Genomic DNA, 15,730 nt, shown 5'->3' on the forward strand with positions numbered 1-15,730 from the left:
GACGACGCCCCGGGTCCCTGACCTGCAGGAACACCGGGGCGATGTGGTGTCCGAGGGGGGACTTGAACCCCCACGCCCGATAAAGGGCACTAGCACCTCAAGCTAGCGCGTCTGCCATTCCGCCACCCGGACAAGGTGCGCCGCCCCGGAGGGCGTCGGGGAGAAGCATAACGGAGCCGTCCTCGGCGTTCACGCACCCCCGGTGGCACGATCACCGGCATGTCCGAGCCGACCGCGCAGCCCCTCGTCGAGCCCCTCGTCCAGGCCCAGGCCGAGGTCGCCGAACTGCTTTCTGACCTGATCCGGATCGACACCACCAACACCGGCAGCACCGCGACCAGCGCGGGCGAGCGGAAAGCCGCGGAGTGGGTGGCCGCCAAGCTCGACGAGGTCGGCATCCCCTCGCAGATCTTCGAGTCCGAGACCGGCCGCGCCAGCCTGGTCGCCCGCATCCCGGGCCAGGACCGGTCGAAGCCGGCGCTGCTGGTCCACGGGCACCTCGACGTCGTCCCCGCCGACCCGGCCGAGTGGAGCGTGCACCCGTTCTCCGGCGAGGAGCGCGACGGCTACATCTGGGGCCGCGGCGCGGTCGACATGAAGGACATGGACGCGATGGTCCTGGCGCTCGTGCGCGACTGGGCCCGCACCGGCGTCCAGCCCCCGCGTGACATCGTGCTGGCCTTCCTCGCCGACGAGGAGGCCGGCGGCGCGCTCGGCGCGCACTTCATGGTCGACGAGCACCCCGACCTCTTCGCGGACTGCAGCGAGGCGATCAGCGAGGTCGGCGGCTTCAGCATCACCGTCCACGACGACCTGCGGCTCTACCTCGTGCAGACCGCGGAGAAGGGCATGGGCTGGATGCGGCTCACCGTCGGCGGCAAGCCCGGACACGGCTCCTTCGTGCACGACGACAACGCCGTCACCCGGCTCGCCGAGGCCGTCGCCCGCATCGGCAACCACAAGTTCCCGCTCACCCTGACCCCGCCGATGCGCGAATTCATCGCCGCCGTCGAGGACGCCTACGGCATCGAGATCGACGCCGCTGAGCCCGAGGTGGCCCTCGCCCGCCTCGGCGGCCTCAGCCGGATGATCGGCGCCGCCCTGCGCAACACCGCCAACCCCACGATGCTCGAGGCCGGCTACAAGGCCAACGTCGTCCCCGGCACCGCGAGCGCCACAGTCGACGGACGCTTCCTCTACGGCCAGGAGGAGGAGTTCGAGCGCCAGCTCGACTCGCTCATGGGCGAGGGGGTCCGTCGGGAGTGGCTGGTGCACAACCCCGCCGTGGAGACGACGTTCGACGGCCCGCTGGTCGACCAGATGGTCGCCGCGCTCAAGGCGGAGGACGACGGCGCCCGGCCGGTTCCGTTCACGATGAGCGGCGGCACCGACGCCAAGAGCTTCCAGCGTCTCGGCATGCGCTGCTTCGGCTTCTCGCCGCTGAGGCTCCCGCCGGACCTCGACTTCGCCGCGCTGTTCCACGGCATCGACGAGCGCGTCCCGGTGGAGTCCCTGAAGTTCGGCATCCGGGTGCTCGACCGCTTCCTCCGCAACGCGTGATCTGATGCGCGGGTGACCCAGAACACTCCCGGCCCCGGATCCGTCGCCCTCATCACCGGAGGGGCCGGTGGCTTCGGCCGAGCACTGGCGAAGAAGCTGCGCGAGCGCGAGGTCGTCGTCGTCCTCGCCGACCTCGACAACGAGCGCAACCGGCAGATCGCGGCCGACCTCGGCTGCGAGTTCGCTGTCCTCGACGTCACCGACCGGCGGGCCAACGAGGAGCTGGTCGCCCGCATCGAGGGCGACCACGGCCGGCTCGACGCCGCCTACCTCAACGCCGGCATCTCCGCGGCGAAGAGCGAGGACGTCCTCGATCTCGAGGAGTTCATGCGCGTGGTGGAGATCGACCTGTTCGGCGTCGTGTACGGCGCGGCCGCCGCCCGCCCGGCGATCAAGCGGGCCGGGGGAGGGGCGATCGTGGTGACGGCGTCGCTCGCCGGGCTCTCGCCGATGGCCACCGACCCCGGGTACAGCGTGGCCAAGGGCGGGGCGATCGCCTTCGTGCGCTCGATGGCGCCGCGCCTGGCCGCCGAGGGGACGACGATCACCGCGATCTGCCCCGGCTTCGCCGACACCGCGATCATCGACCGGATCCGCGACCAGTTCGCCGCCGCCGACTTCCCGGTGCTCAGCGCCGAGGAGGTCGCCGACTCGATGATCATGGCCTGGGAGGCGGGCGAGCCGGGCGCGACCTACGTCATCCAGCCCGGCGTCGGCACCGTGCCCTACAAGTTCAAGGGCGTGCCCGCCGCGCGCAACGCGGCCGGCGAGACCGCCGTCGTCCCGGAGGCGCTGCGCCCGCCGTCGATGCGCTGAGGTGCGCCCGGCGGCCGTCCACGCCAGGATGGCCGCCGGTGGGAGGGGGAGTGCAGTACCCGCCTGGACAGGTCACGGCCACGTCGGGAAGGGGCACTCCATGAGAACCATGCGCTACAAGCCCAGCAAGCCGGTCGCCGTCCTCAGCATCGTGATGGGGGTCGGTCTGCTGGTTTTCGGCATCGCGAACTTCTGGGACGCCGGGGGCGGGGGGAGAGCGTTCCTGGTCTTCTGGTGCCTGATGGTCGTGGCCGTCACCGGCCTGCAAGTGTGGGCCGCCTTTTCGAAGAACGGCTCGATGGGGGTCCTCATGCCCGGCGCCTTCGTGTCCGGCGACGACGAGGAGTCGCGGCCGGCGCGCTGACCGTCAGTCGGCGACCGGCCCCCGGCAGGAGAACAGCCATGCCGGCGGCACGTTCCACGGCGTGATCCGCCACGTCACGGTGCGGAAGCGCTTCCGGAAGTCGGCCAGCATCAGCGGCGAGTACTGGATGACGACGACGGTGCCGTCGGCGGCGAGGGCGCCCGGCAGCACGTCGAGGATCCGCTGCCGCAGGCGCTGCTCCAGCGAAGTGTAGGGCAGCGCGGAGACCATGACGTCGGCCTTGGCGCCGTCGAGGTGGTCCGCCACGTTCTCCGCGGAGTCGCACACCACCTGCACGCGCGGGTCGTCGAACCGCTCGCCGAGCAGCTTCGCCAGCCGGGGGTCGATCTCGAAGGTGACCAGCCGGGCGCCCGGCTTCATGCGCGCCAGGATCTCCTGGGTCTGCGCACCGGTGCCGGCGCCGAGCTCGACGACGAGCTGAGCAGCGGGGACGTCGGCGAGGTCGAGCATGTCCCGCACCGCCGTCCGGGAGGTCGGGAGCACGGCGCCGACCTGCCGCGGGTTGGCGACGAACGCCCCCAGGAAGCGGAGGCGGTCGGTGAGCTGCTGGAGCATCGGGTCCCTTCCCGGGTCACCGCGGGGCGGGTGACCGTTCGGTGCGCACACTGACACGCCGGAGCCGCCGTGGCGAGGGCAGGCCCGAGCCCCGGTGACGACGGTCACGCCGCATCTGGCAAGGTCAGGAACATGCGCGCATGGCGAGTCCACGAGCTCGGAGACCCCTCTCAGGTCATGTCCTTCGACGAGGTCGACCAGCCCACCCCCGGTGAGGGCCAGGTGCTGGTCAAGGTGCGGGCGGCCGCGCTGAACTTCCCCGACGTGCTCATGGCCATGGGCACGTACCAGGAGAAGCCGCCGCTGCCCTACACCCCTGGCGTCGAGCTCTGCGGCGAGATCGTGGGAACCGGCCAGCGGGTCATCGGGTCGCCGGCCGGCGGGCCGGGCGCCTTCGCCGAGTACGCCCTCATGGACGCCGCGTCCGCCTTCCCGGTGCCGGACTCCCTGTCGGACGAGAAGGCCGCCTCGCTCTACCTGACCTACCAGACCGGCTACGTCGGGCTGCACCGTCGGGCGCACCTGCAGGCGGGGGAGACCCTCCTGGTGCACGCCGGCGCCGGTGGCGTCGGCACGGCGGCGATCCAGCTGGGCAAGGCCGCCGGCGCGACAGTCATCGCGACCGCGGGCGGCCCCCGCAAGACGCAGGTCTGCACGGACCTGGGCGCCGACCACGTCATCGACTACACGAGCGAGGACTTCGTCTCGATCGTCAAGGACGTCACCGGCGGCCGCGGCGCCGACGTCATCTACGACCCGGTCGGCGGCGACGTCTTCGACAAGTCCCGCAAGTGCGTGGCCTTCGAGGGCCGGATCGTCGTCGTCGGCTTCACCAGCGGCCGGATCCCCGAGGCGCCGGCGAACCACCTGCTGGTCAAGAACTACAGCGTCGTCGGGCTGCACTGGGGCCTGTACCGCAAGTACGACACGTCGGTCTTCACCGAGACCCACCAGCGGCTGATCGAACTGGTCGAGCAGGGGAAGGTCGACCCGCTGGTCGGCGAGGTCCTGCCGCTCGACCAGGCGCCGCAGGCGCTGCTCAAGCTGGCCAGCCGCGACACCGTGGGCAAGGTCGTGCTCGTTCCCTGAGCCGGCCGGGCGGGGCGCCTAGCCTGGTCCCCGCCATGCCCTCGGATCCGCTGCCCCTCGTCGACGACCGGTCCTCCCTCCGGGCGGACTGCTCGCGCTGCGCCGGGCTCTGCTGCGTCGCCCCCGCCTTCGCCGCCTCGGCCGATTTCGCGATCGACAAGCCGGCCGGGGTCGCCTGCCCGAACCTGGCCGATGACTTCCGCTGCGGCATCCACGCCGAGCTGCCCGAGCGCGGCTTCCCCGGATGCACGGTCTTCGACTGCTTCGGCGCCGGCCAGCGGATCACCCAGGACACGTTCGGCGGCCGGAGCTGGCGGGAGTCGCCGGAGCTGGCTCGCGGCCAGTTCGCCGTTCTGCCGGTGATGCGCCAGCTGCACGAGATGCTCTGGCACCTCGCCGAGGTGCTCTCGCTGCGGGCCGCGGCGTCCGTGCACGAGGCGGCGACGGGCTATCAGCGGGAGATCGACGCGCTGACCGGGCTCGACGCCGCCGCCCTCGCCGCACTCGACGTCTCAGGAGTCCGCGGGCAGGTCGGGGAGCTGCTGGGACGGGCGAGCGAGCTCGTCCGCGGAACCGGCGCACCCGACCGGCGGGGCGCCGACCTGATGGGCAGGGACCTGCGCCGCACCAACCTCCGCGGCGCGGGCCTGCGCGGCGCCTACCTGATCGGCGCCGACCTCCGGGGAGCCGACCTGGGCGCCGCCGACCTGCTCGGAGCCGACCTGCGGGCCGCCGACGTCCGGGGCGCGGATCTGAGCCGGTGCCTGTTCCTCACCCGGCCGCAGGTCACCGCGGCCCGGGGGGACCGGACCACCCGGCTGCCCGCGGTGCTGGACCGCCCGCCGGCCTGGGGCTGACCGGCGCGGCCGAGGCCCTTGCGCGGGGCCGCGCAGGCCTGTCTCACTGACCCATGGCCGGGAACGGGGTGCGCACGTCGCGGGTGCCCGTGTCCGAGCCCCTGGAGCACGACTACGCCGACGCCTTCCGCGCGGTCGTGGCGCGCCCGGACGACCGCACGCCGGAGGAGTGGGTCCGGGCCGGTTTCGAGCAGGCGCCCTGGATCGTGCGCCGGGTCATCAGGTTCGCCCAGGGCCGCCTGCTGCGCTTCCGCCTCGCGCCGCTCGACGAGCCCGGGCACGTGCTCGGCTGGCGGGTGGTGACGTCGACGCCGGAGGTCGTGCGGCTCGAGGCCCGCTCGCCCCTGCTCGGCGGCGTCCTCGTGGCACGGCGGACGGATGCGCATGCCGTGGTCCTCACGACGGCTCTGCGGTTCTCACGTCCCGCGGCCCGGCCGGTCTGGAGGCTGGTGGGCCCGGTGCACCGTGCGCTCGCCCCGCGCCTCCTGGCCCGGGCCGCACGGTCGGGTCAGACGACCGGCTTGGGCAGGTAGGACAGTCGGGCGCGACGCCGCATGATCACCTTGCGGGTGCCGTCGGCGTGCAACTGGAGGCGGGCGAGCTCCCAGCCGCCGATGTCGGACTGCAGGCTCAGCATGGTCGCGGCCGCCGACCGGGACGTGCCCGGAGGGATGCGCAGCGGCGCGAACTCGTAGTCCCCGGGCGTGTCCATCGACTCGATCGTGCCAGGAGTTCGGCGGACCGTCACGGGATCGTCGCCTCTCTCACACGCCCCGGCCTGCCGGCCGGCGGTCGGGCGGGCACGATGGGGACGACCTGACCTGCACCCCGAGGGAGGACGACGTGACCGAGCCCGGCTTCTCCGATGACCTGACCGCCGGCGAGGCGACGGAGGCCGACGCGCTGGAGCAGCAGCTGTCCGCACGCCCGGGTGAGGCCGGCACCCCGCCCGCTCCGGTGGGCGGTCGCGAGGCCGACGACGCCGACGTCCTCGAGCAGGCGGCCGACGTGCCGCTCGACGAGGACGACGACCGCTGAGTCCGCCGGGCGGGTGAATTCCCCGCCCCAGTCTGCCGTCGGCCTTGCTCTGCGTCATCGTGGGTCGATGGAGCACAGGCCGAGTCGGGGCAGTCGCACCCTTTCGGCGTCCGAGACGGAGGCCGTGGCCCGCTGGGCCGCTGCGGCAGGGGTGGATCCGTCGGTCGCCTCGGGCTCCGACCCGCGGCCGTCGTCCGGCCGGCAAGTGCTGCGCGGGTTCCTGCTGGGCCTGGCGGTTCTGGTGCCCGTGACGGCGCTCGGCTGGGCCGCACAGGCCGGTGCCCTGTGGCTCGTCCTCGTCCTCGGCGTCCTGGTCCTCGGTGTGCAGATCGCCCGGCAGCGGAGCGCCTCCGCCGGCTGACCCCTGGCCCTGCAACGACCCCTATGGTTAGGCTGCCCTAACCAGCCGAGGAGGGGTCATGCAGAGCCGACCGAGCCAGCCCGCGCCCGAACGTCGTCCCGAGGACGGCACCCTGCGTCCCGACCCCGCCGAGCGCGCCCGCACCGTCGCGACCCGCGCCGCGGCGACCGTCTGCGCCAGCGGCGTCGAGGGCAGCCGCCTGCTCGCCCACACGGTCACCGCCGCCGGGCAGGTCCTGCTCGTCGTCCCGAGCGCGGGTGAGCTCGCCACCGCCGTCCGCGAGGCGCCGGACCAGGACCTCTCCGCCCTCGTCCTGGTCAGCGACCACGCCCCGGTGCCGGTGCGGCGGCCGGTCCGGGCGCAGCTGTGGCTGTCGGGCTGGCTGACGCCGGTCCGCCCCGCCGATGAGCGGGCCGCCGCGCTCGCCTTCGCCGAGACCCGCCCCGACGGCGCACTGCTCGACGTGGGCCGCACCGCCCAACTGCTGCGGCTCGACCTCGCCGAGGTCGTCCTGGGGGAGGGCGGAGCCAGCGTGGACGTCGGCCCGGCGGACTTCCTCGCCGCCCGCCCGGATCCGCTGGCCGGTCTCGAGGCCGACCACCTGCGGCACCTGGCGCACGACCACGCCGACGTGCTCGACCTGCTGGCCAGCCGGCTGCCCTGCGGGCTGGTCGGGGTGAGCGACGTCGTCCGGCCGCTGGGCCTGGACCGGTACGGCTTCCGGCTGCGGATCGAGCGCCCGCTCGGGCACACCGACGTGCGGGTGCCCTTTCTTCGGCCGCTGACCTGCGCCGCCCAGCTCGGCGCCGCTGTGGGCCAGGTGCTCTGCGCGGCGCGGCGGGCGCAGCCGGCCTAGCCGGCCATCTCGCGCAGCAGCTCCGCCAGCCGGGTCCGGCGCGGCCGGGCCGCGACGTCCCGGACCGCGCGGGCCAGCGCGGCGCCGCTCGCCGGGACGATCGACAGGTGCTTCTGCGCCCGGGTGAGGGCGGTGTAGACCAGCGGGCGCGACAGCATGCCCCCGGCCTCCGGCGGCAGCACGACGACGACGCCGGGCCACTCCGAGCCCTGCGCCCGGTGGACGGTGATGGCCCAGCCGTGCCGCAGGTCGAACAGCGCCTGCCCGGTGCAGGTGACCGGGCCGGAGCTGAAGTCGACCGTCAGTGAGCCCTCGCCGGTGCCGGTGACCACGCCGACCTCGCCGTTGGCGAAGCCGATGGGATCGAGGTCGAGGTGGTTGGCCGTGGCGACGACGCGGTCGCCGGGATCGAAGCCGAAGACGACTCCCTCGCCCGGGTTGAGCTTGGCCTTGAGGGCCTTGTTCAGCTCGATCGTGCCGGCGGGGCCGCGGTGCACCGGGGTGACCACCTGCACCGAGCCCGGGTCGATGCCCAGCGCCCGGGGGATGGAGTCGGTGACCAGCTGCACCACGCGGCGGGCGGCTTCGGCGCTGCCCGCGGCGGGGACGACGACGACCTCGCGGTCGGGGGAGTCGACCGGCGGCAGCTCGCCCTCGCGCACCGCCGACGCCAGGCGGGCGATGGCGCCACCCTCGGCCTGGCGGTACAGCGTCTTCAGCTCGGTGACCGGCACGGCGCCCGAGTCGATCAGGTCGCCCAGCACGTGCCCGGGGCCGATCGAGGGCAGCTGGGCCGGGTCGCCGACCAGGAGCAGGTGGGTGCCGTCGGGGCAGGCCTCGAGCAGCGCCGCGGTCAGCTCGACGTCGAGCATCGAGGCCTCGTCGACGACGATCACGTCGGCGTCCAGCGGCCACTCCTCGTTGCGGGAGAAGCCCCCCGAGGCGCCCTGCGCGCCGAGCAGCCGGTGCACCGTCGTCGCCGGGTGGTCGGTGAACTCCTCCAGGCGCTTGGCGGCCCGGCCCGTGGGCGCGGCCAGCGCGATGTCGGTGCCCTTGGCGCGCAGCAGCTTCACGATCGAGGCGACCGTGCGGCTCTTGCCCGTGCCCGGGCCGCCGGTGAGCAGGCTGACCCCGGCGGTGAGCACCTGGGCGACCGCCTGCTTCTGCGCGTCGTCCAGGCCCTTGGCCACCGACCGCACCGACGCCGGGTCGGCGATCTGCTCGGCCGCTGCGGCCAGCCGGGCGACGTTCTCGGCGACTGCTTCCTCGGCCATGCCGAACCGGGCCAGCGACAGCGTCCGGAGCGCGGGGTCGGGCTCGGCCGGCTCCTCGTCCGAGTCCGGATCGAAGTCCGGTTCCGGCGGCTCGTGCTCCAGCACCTCGCCGCCGTCGACCGCGGCCACGATGGCGGCGACCGGATCGCTGATGCCCTCGGCCTGCAGCGCGGAGATGACCAGGTCGGCCGGGAGGACCGTGTGCCCGTCGCGGGTCGCCGTCCGCAGCGTGAGGCCGACGATCGCGCGGCCGCGCCGGGAGTCCTGGCGGTCGGCGCCCTTGAGGACGGCGATCGCCAGCCGGTCGGCGTCGCCCAGCGTCACGCCCGGCAGCCCGAGCAGCGCCCACGGGTCGTCGCGCAGCCGGCGCGCCGCGTCGGGTCCCAGCCCGTCGGCGACACCCGCGGCCAGCTTCGCCGGCAGCCCGGCCGCAACCAGCAGCCCGACCACCTCGTAGGTGGGCGCGGCGGCCAGGAAGCTGGAGAACAGCCGCTCGGCGCGCTGCCGGCCGACGCGGGGGAGCTTGATCAGCTTGTCGGCGGTGACGTCGTCGGGCCCGGTGATGCCGGCCCCGGGGAGCTCGGCGGCCGCGCGCTTGCCCAGTCCGGGCCACAGCCCTGCGGTGCAGAACGCCGCGAAGATCTGGTCGCCGTCGGGGGAGGGGGGAGTGGTCACCGGTCGGACCGGCGCTCGGGGTAGCTGAACGGCGGGGCCGAGACGTCCTCCAGCGCGGTGCGGATCGCCGCGGGCAGCCGCACCTGGTCGGCGTCCAGCGACGCCTGCAGCTGGGCCGCCGTGCGGGCGCCGACCACCGGGGCGACGACGCCGGGCCGGTCGCGCACCCAGGCCAGCGCCACGGCCAGCGGCGTCGTGCCCAGCCCCTGGGCGGCGGTGATCACCGCCTCCACGATCCGGTCGGACTTGGCCGAGCGGAGCCCGTCGATGAAGCCCTGCCACTGGGAGGAGGCGCCGCGCGACTCCGACGGCGTGCTGTGCCGGTACTTGCCGGTGAGGATGCCGCGGCCCAACGGGGACCAGGCCAGCACGCCGAGCCCCATCGCCTCGGCCGCGGGCACGACCTCGCGCTCGACGCCGCGCTGCAACAGCGAGTACTCGACCTGAGTGCTGACGATCGGGGTGCGCCCGGGCCAGGCCTTCTGCCACGTGGCGGCCTGCGCCGTCTGCCAGCCGGTGAAGTTGCTGACCCCGATGTAGCGGGCCCGCCCGGAGGAGACCGCGAGGTCGCAGGCCGCGAGGGTCTCCTCGAGCGGCGTGGCCTCGTCCCAGGCGGACAGCTGCCACAGGTCGACGTGGTCGAGGCCCATCCGGTCCAGGGAGGCGTCCAGGGCGGAGATCAGGTGGCCGCGTGAGGCACCGCGGCCCATCGGCCCCTTGCCGGTGCGGCCGACGGCCTTGGTCGCGACGAGCACGTCCGCCCGCGGGACGACGTCGGCCAGCAGGTGCCCGAGGACCCGCTCGCCCTCGCCGTCGCAGTAGACGTCGGCAGTGTCGACCAGCGTGCCGCCGGCGTCGACGAAGGCCGTCAGCTGCATGGCGGCCTCGTCCTCGTCGGTGTCGCCGCCCCACGTCATCGTGCCCAGCGCGAGCCGGGAGATGACCAGTCCGCTGCGACCCAGCGCCCGTTGCTCCACGACCGGCCAACCTACCGTCGTCCGACGACGTCCACCCGCAGGCACCGGAGCGCCAGGGCGCCGCGCCGCGGCTCCGGGCCCCGCCGCCTAGGGTTGCGATCCGTGACCGAACGATCCCTCTGCCGTCCGGCCGCCGACGACCTTCCCGTGGGCCGCTGACATGGGATGGTTCGAAGCCGTCGTCCTCGGGATCGTGCAGGGGCTCACCGAGTTCCTGCCCATCTCGTCCAGCGCCCACCTGCGGGTCGTCGGCGAGGGGTTCGGCTGGGGTGATCCGGGCGCGGCGTTCACCGCGATCACGCAGATCGGCACCGAGGCCGCCGTCCTGCTGTACTTCCGGCACGACATCTGGCGGATCATCACCGCCTGGATCGCCTCGCTGGGCGGCCGCCGCAAGGGCGATCCGGACGCGCGGATGGGCTGGCTGATCATCATCGGCAGCCTGCCGATCGGCATCCTCGGCCTGCTGTTCCAGGACGACATCGAGACGACGTTCCGCGACCTGCGCATCGTGGCCACCGCGCTGATCCTCTTCTCGCTGATCCTCTACGCCGCCGACCGGATCGGGGCCAAGACCCGCGAGCTCGACCAGCTGACCGTGCCGCACGGCATCGGCTACGGCTTCGCCCAGGCGATGGCGCTGATCCCCGGCGTCTCGCGCTCGGGCGGCACGATCACCGCCGGGCTGTTCCTCGGCTACTCGCGGTCCGCGGCCGCGCGGTACTCGTTCCTGCTCGCGGTTCCCGCCGTCCTGGCCTCGGGCTTCTACCAGGTCTACGAGGAGCTCAGCGGTGACACCACGGGCGTCGCCGTCTCCTGGGGGCCGACGATCCTGGCCTCGGTCATCGCCTTCGGCGTCGGCCTCACCGTCATCGCCTGGCTGCTGCGCTACCTCGACCGCGGCAGCTTCACCCCCTTCGTCGTCTACCGGATCCTGCTCGGGCTGCTCATCCTCGCGCTGGTGTTCGGCGGCGTGCTGGACCCCACCGGCGCCTGACCCTCCGATGAGTTCCGGGCGTCGCGGAGGTCTACCCGCCATGACCACTGCGCGCACGCTCGAGACGCCCGAGGCCACGCTCGCCTACGACGTCCGGGGGCCGCTGCCCACCGCTGACGGCCGGCCGCCGCTGTTCCTGATCGCGGCGCCGATGGGCGCCGACGGCTTCCGCACCCTGGCCCGCTTCTTCGCCGACCGCACGGTCGTCACCTACGACCCGCGCGGGCTCGGCCGCAGCACCCGCTCCGACGGCCGCACCGACCACACGCCGGAGCAGAACGCCGAGGACGTGCACCGGATCATCGAGGCCGTCGGCGGGCCGGTGGAGATGCTGGCCAGCAGCGGGGGAGCGGTGACGGCGCTGGCGCTCGTGGCCGCGCACCCGCAGGACGTGACCACGGTCGTCGCCCACGAGCCGCCGCTGCTCGCGCTGCTCCCGGACGCCGACCGCGCCGTCGCGGCCGAGCGCGCCGTCCAGACCGCCTACCGGGACAAGGGCTGGGGCGCCGGCATGGCGGCCTTCATCGCCCTCACGTCGTGGTCGGGCGAGTTCACCGACGACTTCCTCGCCCGTCCGACCCCGGACCCGGCCGCCTTCGGCCTGCCCGCGGACGACGACGGCTCGCGGCAGGACCCGCTGCTCTCCGGGGACTCCAACCCGGTCACCGAGTACCGGCCGGACGTCGACGCGCTCGCCGCGGCTCCCACGCGGGTGGTGATCGCCGTCGGCGAGGAGTCGCGCGACCTGCTGACCGGCCGGACGGCGGCCGCCGTCGCCGAGGCGCTGGGCACGGAGACGGTGGCCTTCCCGGGTGGGCACGGCGGCTTCCTCGGGGACGAGTACGGCCAGGCGGGCAAGCCCGAGGCCTTCGCCGCGCGACTCCGCGAGGTCCTCGCCGCCTAGGCTTCCGCGGGTGACCACCGTCATCCTCCTCCGGCACGGCCGCACGACCGCGAACGCCGGCGGGGTGCTCGCCGGGTGGATGCCGGGCGTGCAGCTCGACGAGACCGGCCAGACCCAGGTGCAGGCGGTGGGGGAGCGGCTGGCGAAGGTGCCGCTCGCCGCCGTCGTCAGCAGTCCGCTGGAGCGCTGCCAGGAGACCGCGGGCGCCGTCCTCGCCGGACGCGAGCTGGAGCTGCAGACCGACGACCGGCTCGGCGAGGCGCGCTACGGCGACTGGACCGGGCGCACGATCAAGGAGCTGGTCAAGGAGCCGCTGTGGAAGGTCGTGCAGCAGCACCCCTCCGCCGCCGTCTTCCCGGGCCCGGAGGGGGAGGGGCTGGCGCAGACGCAGGCGCGTGCGGTGGCCGCCGTCCGCGAGTGGAACGCCAAGCTCGGTCCGGACGCCGTCTGGCTGGCCTGCAGCCACGGCGACGTCATCAAGGCGATCCTCGCCGACGCGCTCGGCCTGCACCTGGACTCCTTCCAGCGGATCGTCGTCGACCCCGCCTCGATCTCGGTCGTGAGCTATACCGACACCCGGCCGTTCGTGGCGCGGATCAACGACACGGGCGGCGACGTCTCCGCGCTCATCCCGCCGCCGCGCAAGGGGCGGCGCCGCAAGGCCTCCTCCGACGCCGTGGTGGGCGGCGGAGCGGGCACGCCCGCGTAACCTGGGCCGCGTGCCCCGCCAGGTCCATCTCTTCGATCGCCCCACCCGCTTCGTCGCGGGGACGGTGGGCCAGCCAGGCGACCGGACGTTCTACCTGCAGGCCTCCGATGACGCCGGCCGCACGGTCAGCGTGGCCCTGGAGAAGTCGCAGGTGCAGGTCCTCGCCGACCGCATGAACGAGCTCCTCGACGAGGTGAGCAACCGCGCGAACGCGGACATCCCTGCCGACGCCGACGTCGACGACCTGGAGCCGCTCACCGCCCCGGTGGACGAGGAGTTCCGCGTGGCGGCCATGGGCCTGGCATGGGACGCCGCGGAGGAGGCCGTCGTGGTCGAGGCGGTCGCCGCCGGCGAGGAACCGATCGAGGAGGACGCGATCCTCTCCGACAGCGACGAGGGCCCCGACGCGCTCCGGGTGACCATCACGCCGATGGCTGCGCGTGCCTTCATCGCCCGCGCCCTGCGGGTGGTCGCCGCCGGCCGCCCCGCCTGCCCGCTGTGCTCGCTGCCGCTGGACCCGGTCGGCCACGTGTGCCCCCGGCAGAACGGCTACCGCCGCTGAACGGCGACGCTTCGGTGAGCGAGCAGCCGGCCGAGCCCGACCTGCGGCCGCCGGCGGACGACGCCGAGGCCCTGGACCTGCTGCGCACCGGGGAGATCGACCTCGAGGGCCGGATGCTCGACGCGTCGAACGTGACGCTGGTGGGGACCATCCGCAGCGGTGAATTCACCGCGGAGTGCATCTACAAGCCGGTGGCGGGGGAGCGGCCGCTCTGGGACTTCCCGGACGGCACCCTCGCCGGGCGCGAGATCTCGGCCTACCTCGTCTCCGAGGCGATGGGCTGGCGGGTCGTGCCCCCGACCGTGCTGCGCGAGGGACCGTTCGGTCCCGGCATGGTCCAGCTCTGGATGGACGGCGACGAGTCGGTGGACCTCGCCGAGTTCGTGCGGCGCGACGATCCCGCGCTGCGCCGGATGGCGGTGTTCGACGCGGTGGTCAACAACGCCGACCGCAAGGGCGGGCACATCATCCCGATGACCGACGGGCACGTGTACGGCGTCGATCACGGCATCTGCTTCTCGGTGGACCCGAAGCTGCGCACCCTGCTCTGGCGCTGGGCCGGCCGGCCGCTGCCGGGAGCCGCGCTCGAGGTGCTGGAGCGGTTGTCCGACGAGCTGCGCGGCGACCTGGGCGACCAGCTGCACGAGCACCTGACCCGCACCGAGGTGCGCTGCACCCAGCGGCGGGTGGCCGACCTGCTGCGCACCAAGCTGCATCCCGAGCCCAGCGGCGAGTGGCCCGCGCTGCCCTGGCCGCCGTTCTGAGCCGCTGACCGGTCGGTCAGCGAGCGGATTCGGCGAGCGCGTTCTCCGGGTAGGCCGACCCGACGATCTTGGCGGGGATCCCGGCGACGATCGCGCCGGCCGGCACCGACCGGTTCACCACCGAGTACGCGCCGACGACGGCGTCGCGCCCGATCGTGACGCCCTTCATGATCATGCAGCGCTCACCGAGCCAGACGTTGTCCCCGATGACCACCGGCGCCGTGGACGTCGAGGCCTTCCGGCGGAGAGCCGGATCCATCTCGTGGAAGTCGGAGTCGTAGACCGACACCTCGGTGCCGATCAGGCAGTCCTCGCCGATGGTGATGCCGACCGGCCCTTCCGAGACGATCGCGCAGTTGTTGTTCACCGTGGTGCGGGCACCGATGCTGATGGTCGCCCGCGGGTCGCGGCAGTCGATGGTGATGCTCCCGTCGAGCGCGCCCTTGGAACGTGCGTACCCGAACTCGCACGCTTCCCCGAACACCAGCCGGCCGGCGCCGTGCAGGACCGTCGGCTGGCTGACGCGCGCCCTGCCCTCGACGTTCCTGGCCGACGAGGCCAGTGCCGCGCGGAGCCGCCGCAGCCGCGCCTCGTCACCGGTGGCGACGTCGGCGAGGAAGGCCGCGCGGGCGCCGGGGAGGCGGCGCTCCGCCATGCGCAGCGCCTCGATGTCGCCGTCCCCGCCCATGACGCGGGCGACCTCGGCCAGCAGGGGGAACCAGCGGTCGTCCGCGAGCTGCGGGATGACCTCCTCGCAGATGGGGAGGGCGATGTGCGGCTGCATCGAGCACAGCAGGTCCATGGTCAGGTCGAGGACCTCGGCGTACTCCATGCCTGCATGCTCACCGCCCGGCGGAGGGGCGCCGGGGCGCGACACGCGTGCCGGTCAGCGGCTGGGGCGGGTGCGTCGGACGGGTGCGGTGTGACCGTGTCGGTGGCCGGTCCTACGGTGCCGCCATGCCGCATCGCAGCCGCCTCTCGATCCTGCTGCTCGACCTCCCGCCGGAGCACCACGCCGCCGGGAGCGCGTTCTGGGCCGGCGCCACGGGTCGTCCGGCGACACCCGACGCCGACGACGAGAAGTGGGCGTCACTCGGTTCGTTCGCCGATGGCTGGCACGTGGAGATCCAGCGGACGGGCGAGGGGACGCCGCCGCGCTGGCACGTCGACGTCGAGAGCGACGACATCGAGGCAGAGGTGACCCGGCTGGAGGCGCTGGGTGCCACCCGGCACCGGTACGTCGAGGACGGCCCTTTCTGGCAGATGCTCGACCCAGCCGGGCTCGTGTTCTGCGTCATCGGCATCCAGACGGGTGACGAGTTCGACCGCCACGCGGTGAGCTGGCCCTAGC

At 73.9% G+C, this 15,730-nt stretch carries 20 protein-coding genes and 1 tRNA gene; 15 read left to right on the top strand and 6 right to left on the bottom strand.

All coding sequences use genetic code 11. The annotated features are described in order from the left end of the window. Nucleotides 1-44: 44 nt before the first annotated feature. A tRNA-Leu gene (locus tag LBW97_RS11090) sits at nucleotides 45-132 on the bottom strand. A gap of 87 nt (nucleotides 133-219) precedes the next feature. Between LBW97_RS11090 and LBW97_RS11095 the strand changes: the two genes are divergently transcribed. From LBW97_RS11095 to LBW97_RS11105, 3 genes are all read left to right on the top strand, one after another. Next, nucleotides 220-1,560 carry a M20/M25/M40 family metallo-hydrolase gene (locus LBW97_RS11095; protein WP_224499431.1) on the top strand — a complete coding sequence of 447 codons (1,341 nt, stop codon included), beginning with the start codon at nucleotides 220-222 and terminating at the stop codon, nucleotides 1,558-1,560. Between the two features lie 12 nt (nucleotides 1,561-1,572). Next, nucleotides 1,573-2,376 carry an SDR family oxidoreductase gene (locus tag LBW97_RS11100; protein ID WP_224499432.1) on the top strand — a complete coding sequence of 268 codons (804 nt, stop codon included), beginning with the start codon at nucleotides 1,573-1,575 and terminating at the stop codon, nucleotides 2,374-2,376. Nucleotides 2,377-2,476: 100 nt separating this feature from the next. Further along, complete coding sequence (locus LBW97_RS11105; RefSeq protein WP_224499433.1) at nucleotides 2,477-2,740, top strand: hypothetical protein; 264 nt, start codon at nucleotides 2,477-2,479, stop codon at nucleotides 2,738-2,740. 3 nt (nucleotides 2,741-2,743) lie between these two features. Here LBW97_RS11105 and LBW97_RS11110 read toward each other — a convergent pair whose 3' ends face one another. Next, nucleotides 2,744-3,316: a class I SAM-dependent methyltransferase gene (locus LBW97_RS11110; RefSeq protein ID WP_224499434.1), complete on the bottom strand. Its 573-nt coding sequence runs from the start codon at nucleotides 3,314-3,316 to the stop codon at nucleotides 2,744-2,746. A 132-nt stretch (nucleotides 3,317-3,448) separates the two neighbouring features. Here LBW97_RS11110 and LBW97_RS11115 point away from each other — a divergent pair, with 132 nt between their 5' ends. The 3 genes from LBW97_RS11115 to LBW97_RS11125 all read left to right on the top strand — a co-directional run bounded on the left by LBW97_RS11115 (nucleotide 3,449) and on the right by LBW97_RS11125 (nucleotide 5,795). Continuing rightward, nucleotides 3,449-4,405: an NADPH:quinone oxidoreductase family protein gene (locus LBW97_RS11115; protein ID WP_224499435.1), complete on the top strand. Its 957-nt coding sequence runs from the start codon at nucleotides 3,449-3,451 to the stop codon at nucleotides 4,403-4,405. 35 nt (nucleotides 4,406-4,440) lie between these two features. Beyond that, complete coding sequence (locus LBW97_RS11120; RefSeq protein WP_224499436.1) at nucleotides 4,441-5,262, top strand: pentapeptide repeat-containing protein; 822 nt, start codon at nucleotides 4,441-4,443, stop codon at nucleotides 5,260-5,262. Between the two features lie 89 nt (nucleotides 5,263-5,351). After that, complete coding sequence (locus tag LBW97_RS11125; RefSeq protein ID WP_224499437.1) at nucleotides 5,352-5,795, top strand: hypothetical protein; 444 nt, start codon at nucleotides 5,352-5,354, stop codon at nucleotides 5,793-5,795. Here the strand turns inward: LBW97_RS11125 and LBW97_RS11130 are convergent. Continuing rightward, on the bottom strand, nucleotides 5,771-5,974 hold the full coding sequence (locus LBW97_RS11130; protein WP_224499438.1) for a DUF5703 family protein: 204 nt from the start codon (nucleotides 5,972-5,974) through the stop codon (nucleotides 5,771-5,773). The genes LBW97_RS11125 and LBW97_RS11130 overlap by 25 nt on opposite strands. Nucleotides 5,975-6,105: 131 nt before the next feature. Here LBW97_RS11130 and LBW97_RS11135 point away from each other — a divergent pair, with 131 nt between their 5' ends. The 3 genes from LBW97_RS11135 to LBW97_RS11145 all read left to right on the top strand — a co-directional run bounded on the left by LBW97_RS11135 (nucleotide 6,106) and on the right by LBW97_RS11145 (nucleotide 7,517). After that, entirely contained in the window at nucleotides 6,106-6,300 is a 195-nt protein-coding gene (locus tag LBW97_RS11135; RefSeq protein ID WP_224499439.1) for a hypothetical protein, read from the top strand. 124 nt (nucleotides 6,301-6,424) lie between these two features. Further along, the gene (locus LBW97_RS11140; RefSeq protein ID WP_224499440.1) at nucleotides 6,425-6,661 is read left to right on the top strand and encodes a hypothetical protein; all 237 of its coding nucleotides are present in this window, start codon (nucleotides 6,425-6,427) and stop codon (nucleotides 6,659-6,661) included. 58 nt (nucleotides 6,662-6,719) lie between these two features. Continuing rightward, complete coding sequence (locus LBW97_RS11145; protein WP_224499441.1) at nucleotides 6,720-7,517, top strand: DUF2470 domain-containing protein; 798 nt, start codon at nucleotides 6,720-6,722, stop codon at nucleotides 7,515-7,517. On the opposite strand, the gene LBW97_RS11150 is transcribed toward LBW97_RS11145, so the two are convergent. Together LBW97_RS11150 and LBW97_RS11155 are read right to left on the bottom strand one after the other, a co-directional pair. After that, a complete protein-coding gene (locus tag LBW97_RS11150) occupies nucleotides 7,514-9,466 on the bottom strand; it encodes an AAA family ATPase (RefSeq protein WP_224499442.1) in 1,953 nt (650 codons plus the stop codon). The genes LBW97_RS11145 and LBW97_RS11150 overlap by 4 nt on opposite strands. Continuing rightward, entirely contained in the window at nucleotides 9,463-10,443 is a 981-nt protein-coding gene (locus tag LBW97_RS11155; protein ID WP_224499443.1) for an aldo/keto reductase, read from the bottom strand. The genes LBW97_RS11150 and LBW97_RS11155 overlap by 4 nt, the downstream gene beginning before the upstream one ends. Before the next feature lie 160 nt (nucleotides 10,444-10,603). Here LBW97_RS11155 and LBW97_RS11160 point away from each other — a divergent pair, with 160 nt between their 5' ends. Genes LBW97_RS11160 through LBW97_RS11180 form a run of 5 tightly spaced genes read left to right on the top strand, consistent with a single transcriptional unit; the run spans nucleotide 10,604 to nucleotide 14,379 of the window. Then, a complete protein-coding gene (locus tag LBW97_RS11160) occupies nucleotides 10,604-11,440 on the top strand; it encodes an undecaprenyl-diphosphate phosphatase (protein ID WP_224499444.1) in 837 nt (278 codons plus the stop codon). 40 nt (nucleotides 11,441-11,480) lie between these two features. Beyond that, a complete protein-coding gene (locus LBW97_RS11165; RefSeq protein ID WP_224499445.1) occupies nucleotides 11,481-12,344 on the top strand; it encodes an alpha/beta fold hydrolase in 864 nt (287 codons plus the stop codon). Nucleotides 12,345-12,354: 10 nt separating this feature from the next. Then, a complete protein-coding gene (locus tag LBW97_RS11170; RefSeq protein WP_224499446.1) occupies nucleotides 12,355-13,053 on the top strand; it encodes a histidine phosphatase family protein in 699 nt (232 codons plus the stop codon). Nucleotides 13,054-13,063: 10 nt separating this feature from the next. Further along, nucleotides 13,064-13,615 carry a DUF3090 family protein gene (locus LBW97_RS11175; RefSeq protein ID WP_224499447.1) on the top strand — a complete coding sequence of 184 codons (552 nt, stop codon included), beginning with the start codon at nucleotides 13,064-13,066 and terminating at the stop codon, nucleotides 13,613-13,615. Nucleotides 13,616-13,629: 14 nt separating this feature from the next. Then, on the top strand, nucleotides 13,630-14,379 hold the full coding sequence (locus tag LBW97_RS11180; RefSeq protein ID WP_224499448.1) for an SCO1664 family protein: 750 nt from the start codon (nucleotides 13,630-13,632) through the stop codon (nucleotides 14,377-14,379). Nucleotides 14,380-14,395: 16 nt separating this feature from the next. On the opposite strand, the gene LBW97_RS11185 is transcribed toward LBW97_RS11180, so the two are convergent. Next, a complete protein-coding gene (locus LBW97_RS11185) occupies nucleotides 14,396-15,211 on the bottom strand; it encodes an acyltransferase (protein ID WP_224499449.1) in 816 nt (271 codons plus the stop codon). Nucleotides 15,212-15,336: 125 nt separating this feature from the next. On the opposite strand from LBW97_RS11185, the gene LBW97_RS11190 reads away from it, so the two are divergent. Continuing rightward, the gene (locus LBW97_RS11190; protein ID WP_224499450.1) at nucleotides 15,337-15,729 is read left to right on the top strand and encodes a VOC family protein; all 393 of its coding nucleotides are present in this window, start codon (nucleotides 15,337-15,339) and stop codon (nucleotides 15,727-15,729) included. Nucleotide 15,730 lies beyond the last annotated feature (1 nt).

It is taken from the genome of Blastococcus sp. LR1, from assembly GCF_020166105.1.
Classification (GTDB): Bacteria; Actinomycetota; Actinomycetes; order Mycobacteriales; family Geodermatophilaceae; genus Blastococcus.

What these genes read in the sequence shown, in the direction of transcription:
- LBW97_RS11095 (WP_224499431.1), top strand. Translation starts at nt 220, where the DNA reads ATGTCCGAGCCGACCGCGCAGCCCCTCGTCGAGCCCCTCGTCCAGGCC.
- LBW97_RS11105 (WP_224499433.1), top strand. Translation starts at nt 2,477, where the DNA reads ATGAGAACCATGCGCTACAAGCCCAGCAAGCCGGTCGCCGTCCTCAGC.
- LBW97_RS11110 (WP_224499434.1), bottom strand. Translation starts at nt 3,316, where the DNA reads ATGCTCCAGCAGCTCACCGACCGCCTCCGCTTCCTGGGGGCGTTCGTC.
- LBW97_RS11115 (WP_224499435.1), top strand. Translation starts at nt 3,449, where the DNA reads ATGCGCGCATGGCGAGTCCACGAGCTCGGAGACCCCTCTCAGGTCATG.
- LBW97_RS11120 (WP_224499436.1), top strand. Translation starts at nt 4,441, where the DNA reads ATGCCCTCGGATCCGCTGCCCCTCGTCGACGACCGGTCCTCCCTCCGG.
- LBW97_RS11130 (WP_224499438.1), bottom strand. Translation starts at nt 5,974, where the DNA reads ATGGACACGCCCGGGGACTACGAGTTCGCGCCGCTGCGCATCCCTCCG.
- LBW97_RS11145 (WP_224499441.1), top strand. Translation starts at nt 6,720, where the DNA reads ATGCAGAGCCGACCGAGCCAGCCCGCGCCCGAACGTCGTCCCGAGGAC.
- LBW97_RS11160 (WP_224499444.1), top strand. Translation starts at nt 10,604, where the DNA reads ATGGGATGGTTCGAAGCCGTCGTCCTCGGGATCGTGCAGGGGCTCACC.
- LBW97_RS11165 (WP_224499445.1), top strand. Translation starts at nt 11,481, where the DNA reads ATGACCACTGCGCGCACGCTCGAGACGCCCGAGGCCACGCTCGCCTAC.
- LBW97_RS11185 (WP_224499449.1), bottom strand. Translation starts at nt 15,211, where the DNA reads ATGGAGTACGCCGAGGTCCTCGACCTGACCATGGACCTGCTGTGCTCG.
- LBW97_RS11190 (WP_224499450.1), top strand. Translation starts at nt 15,337, where the DNA reads ATGCCGCATCGCAGCCGCCTCTCGATCCTGCTGCTCGACCTCCCGCCG.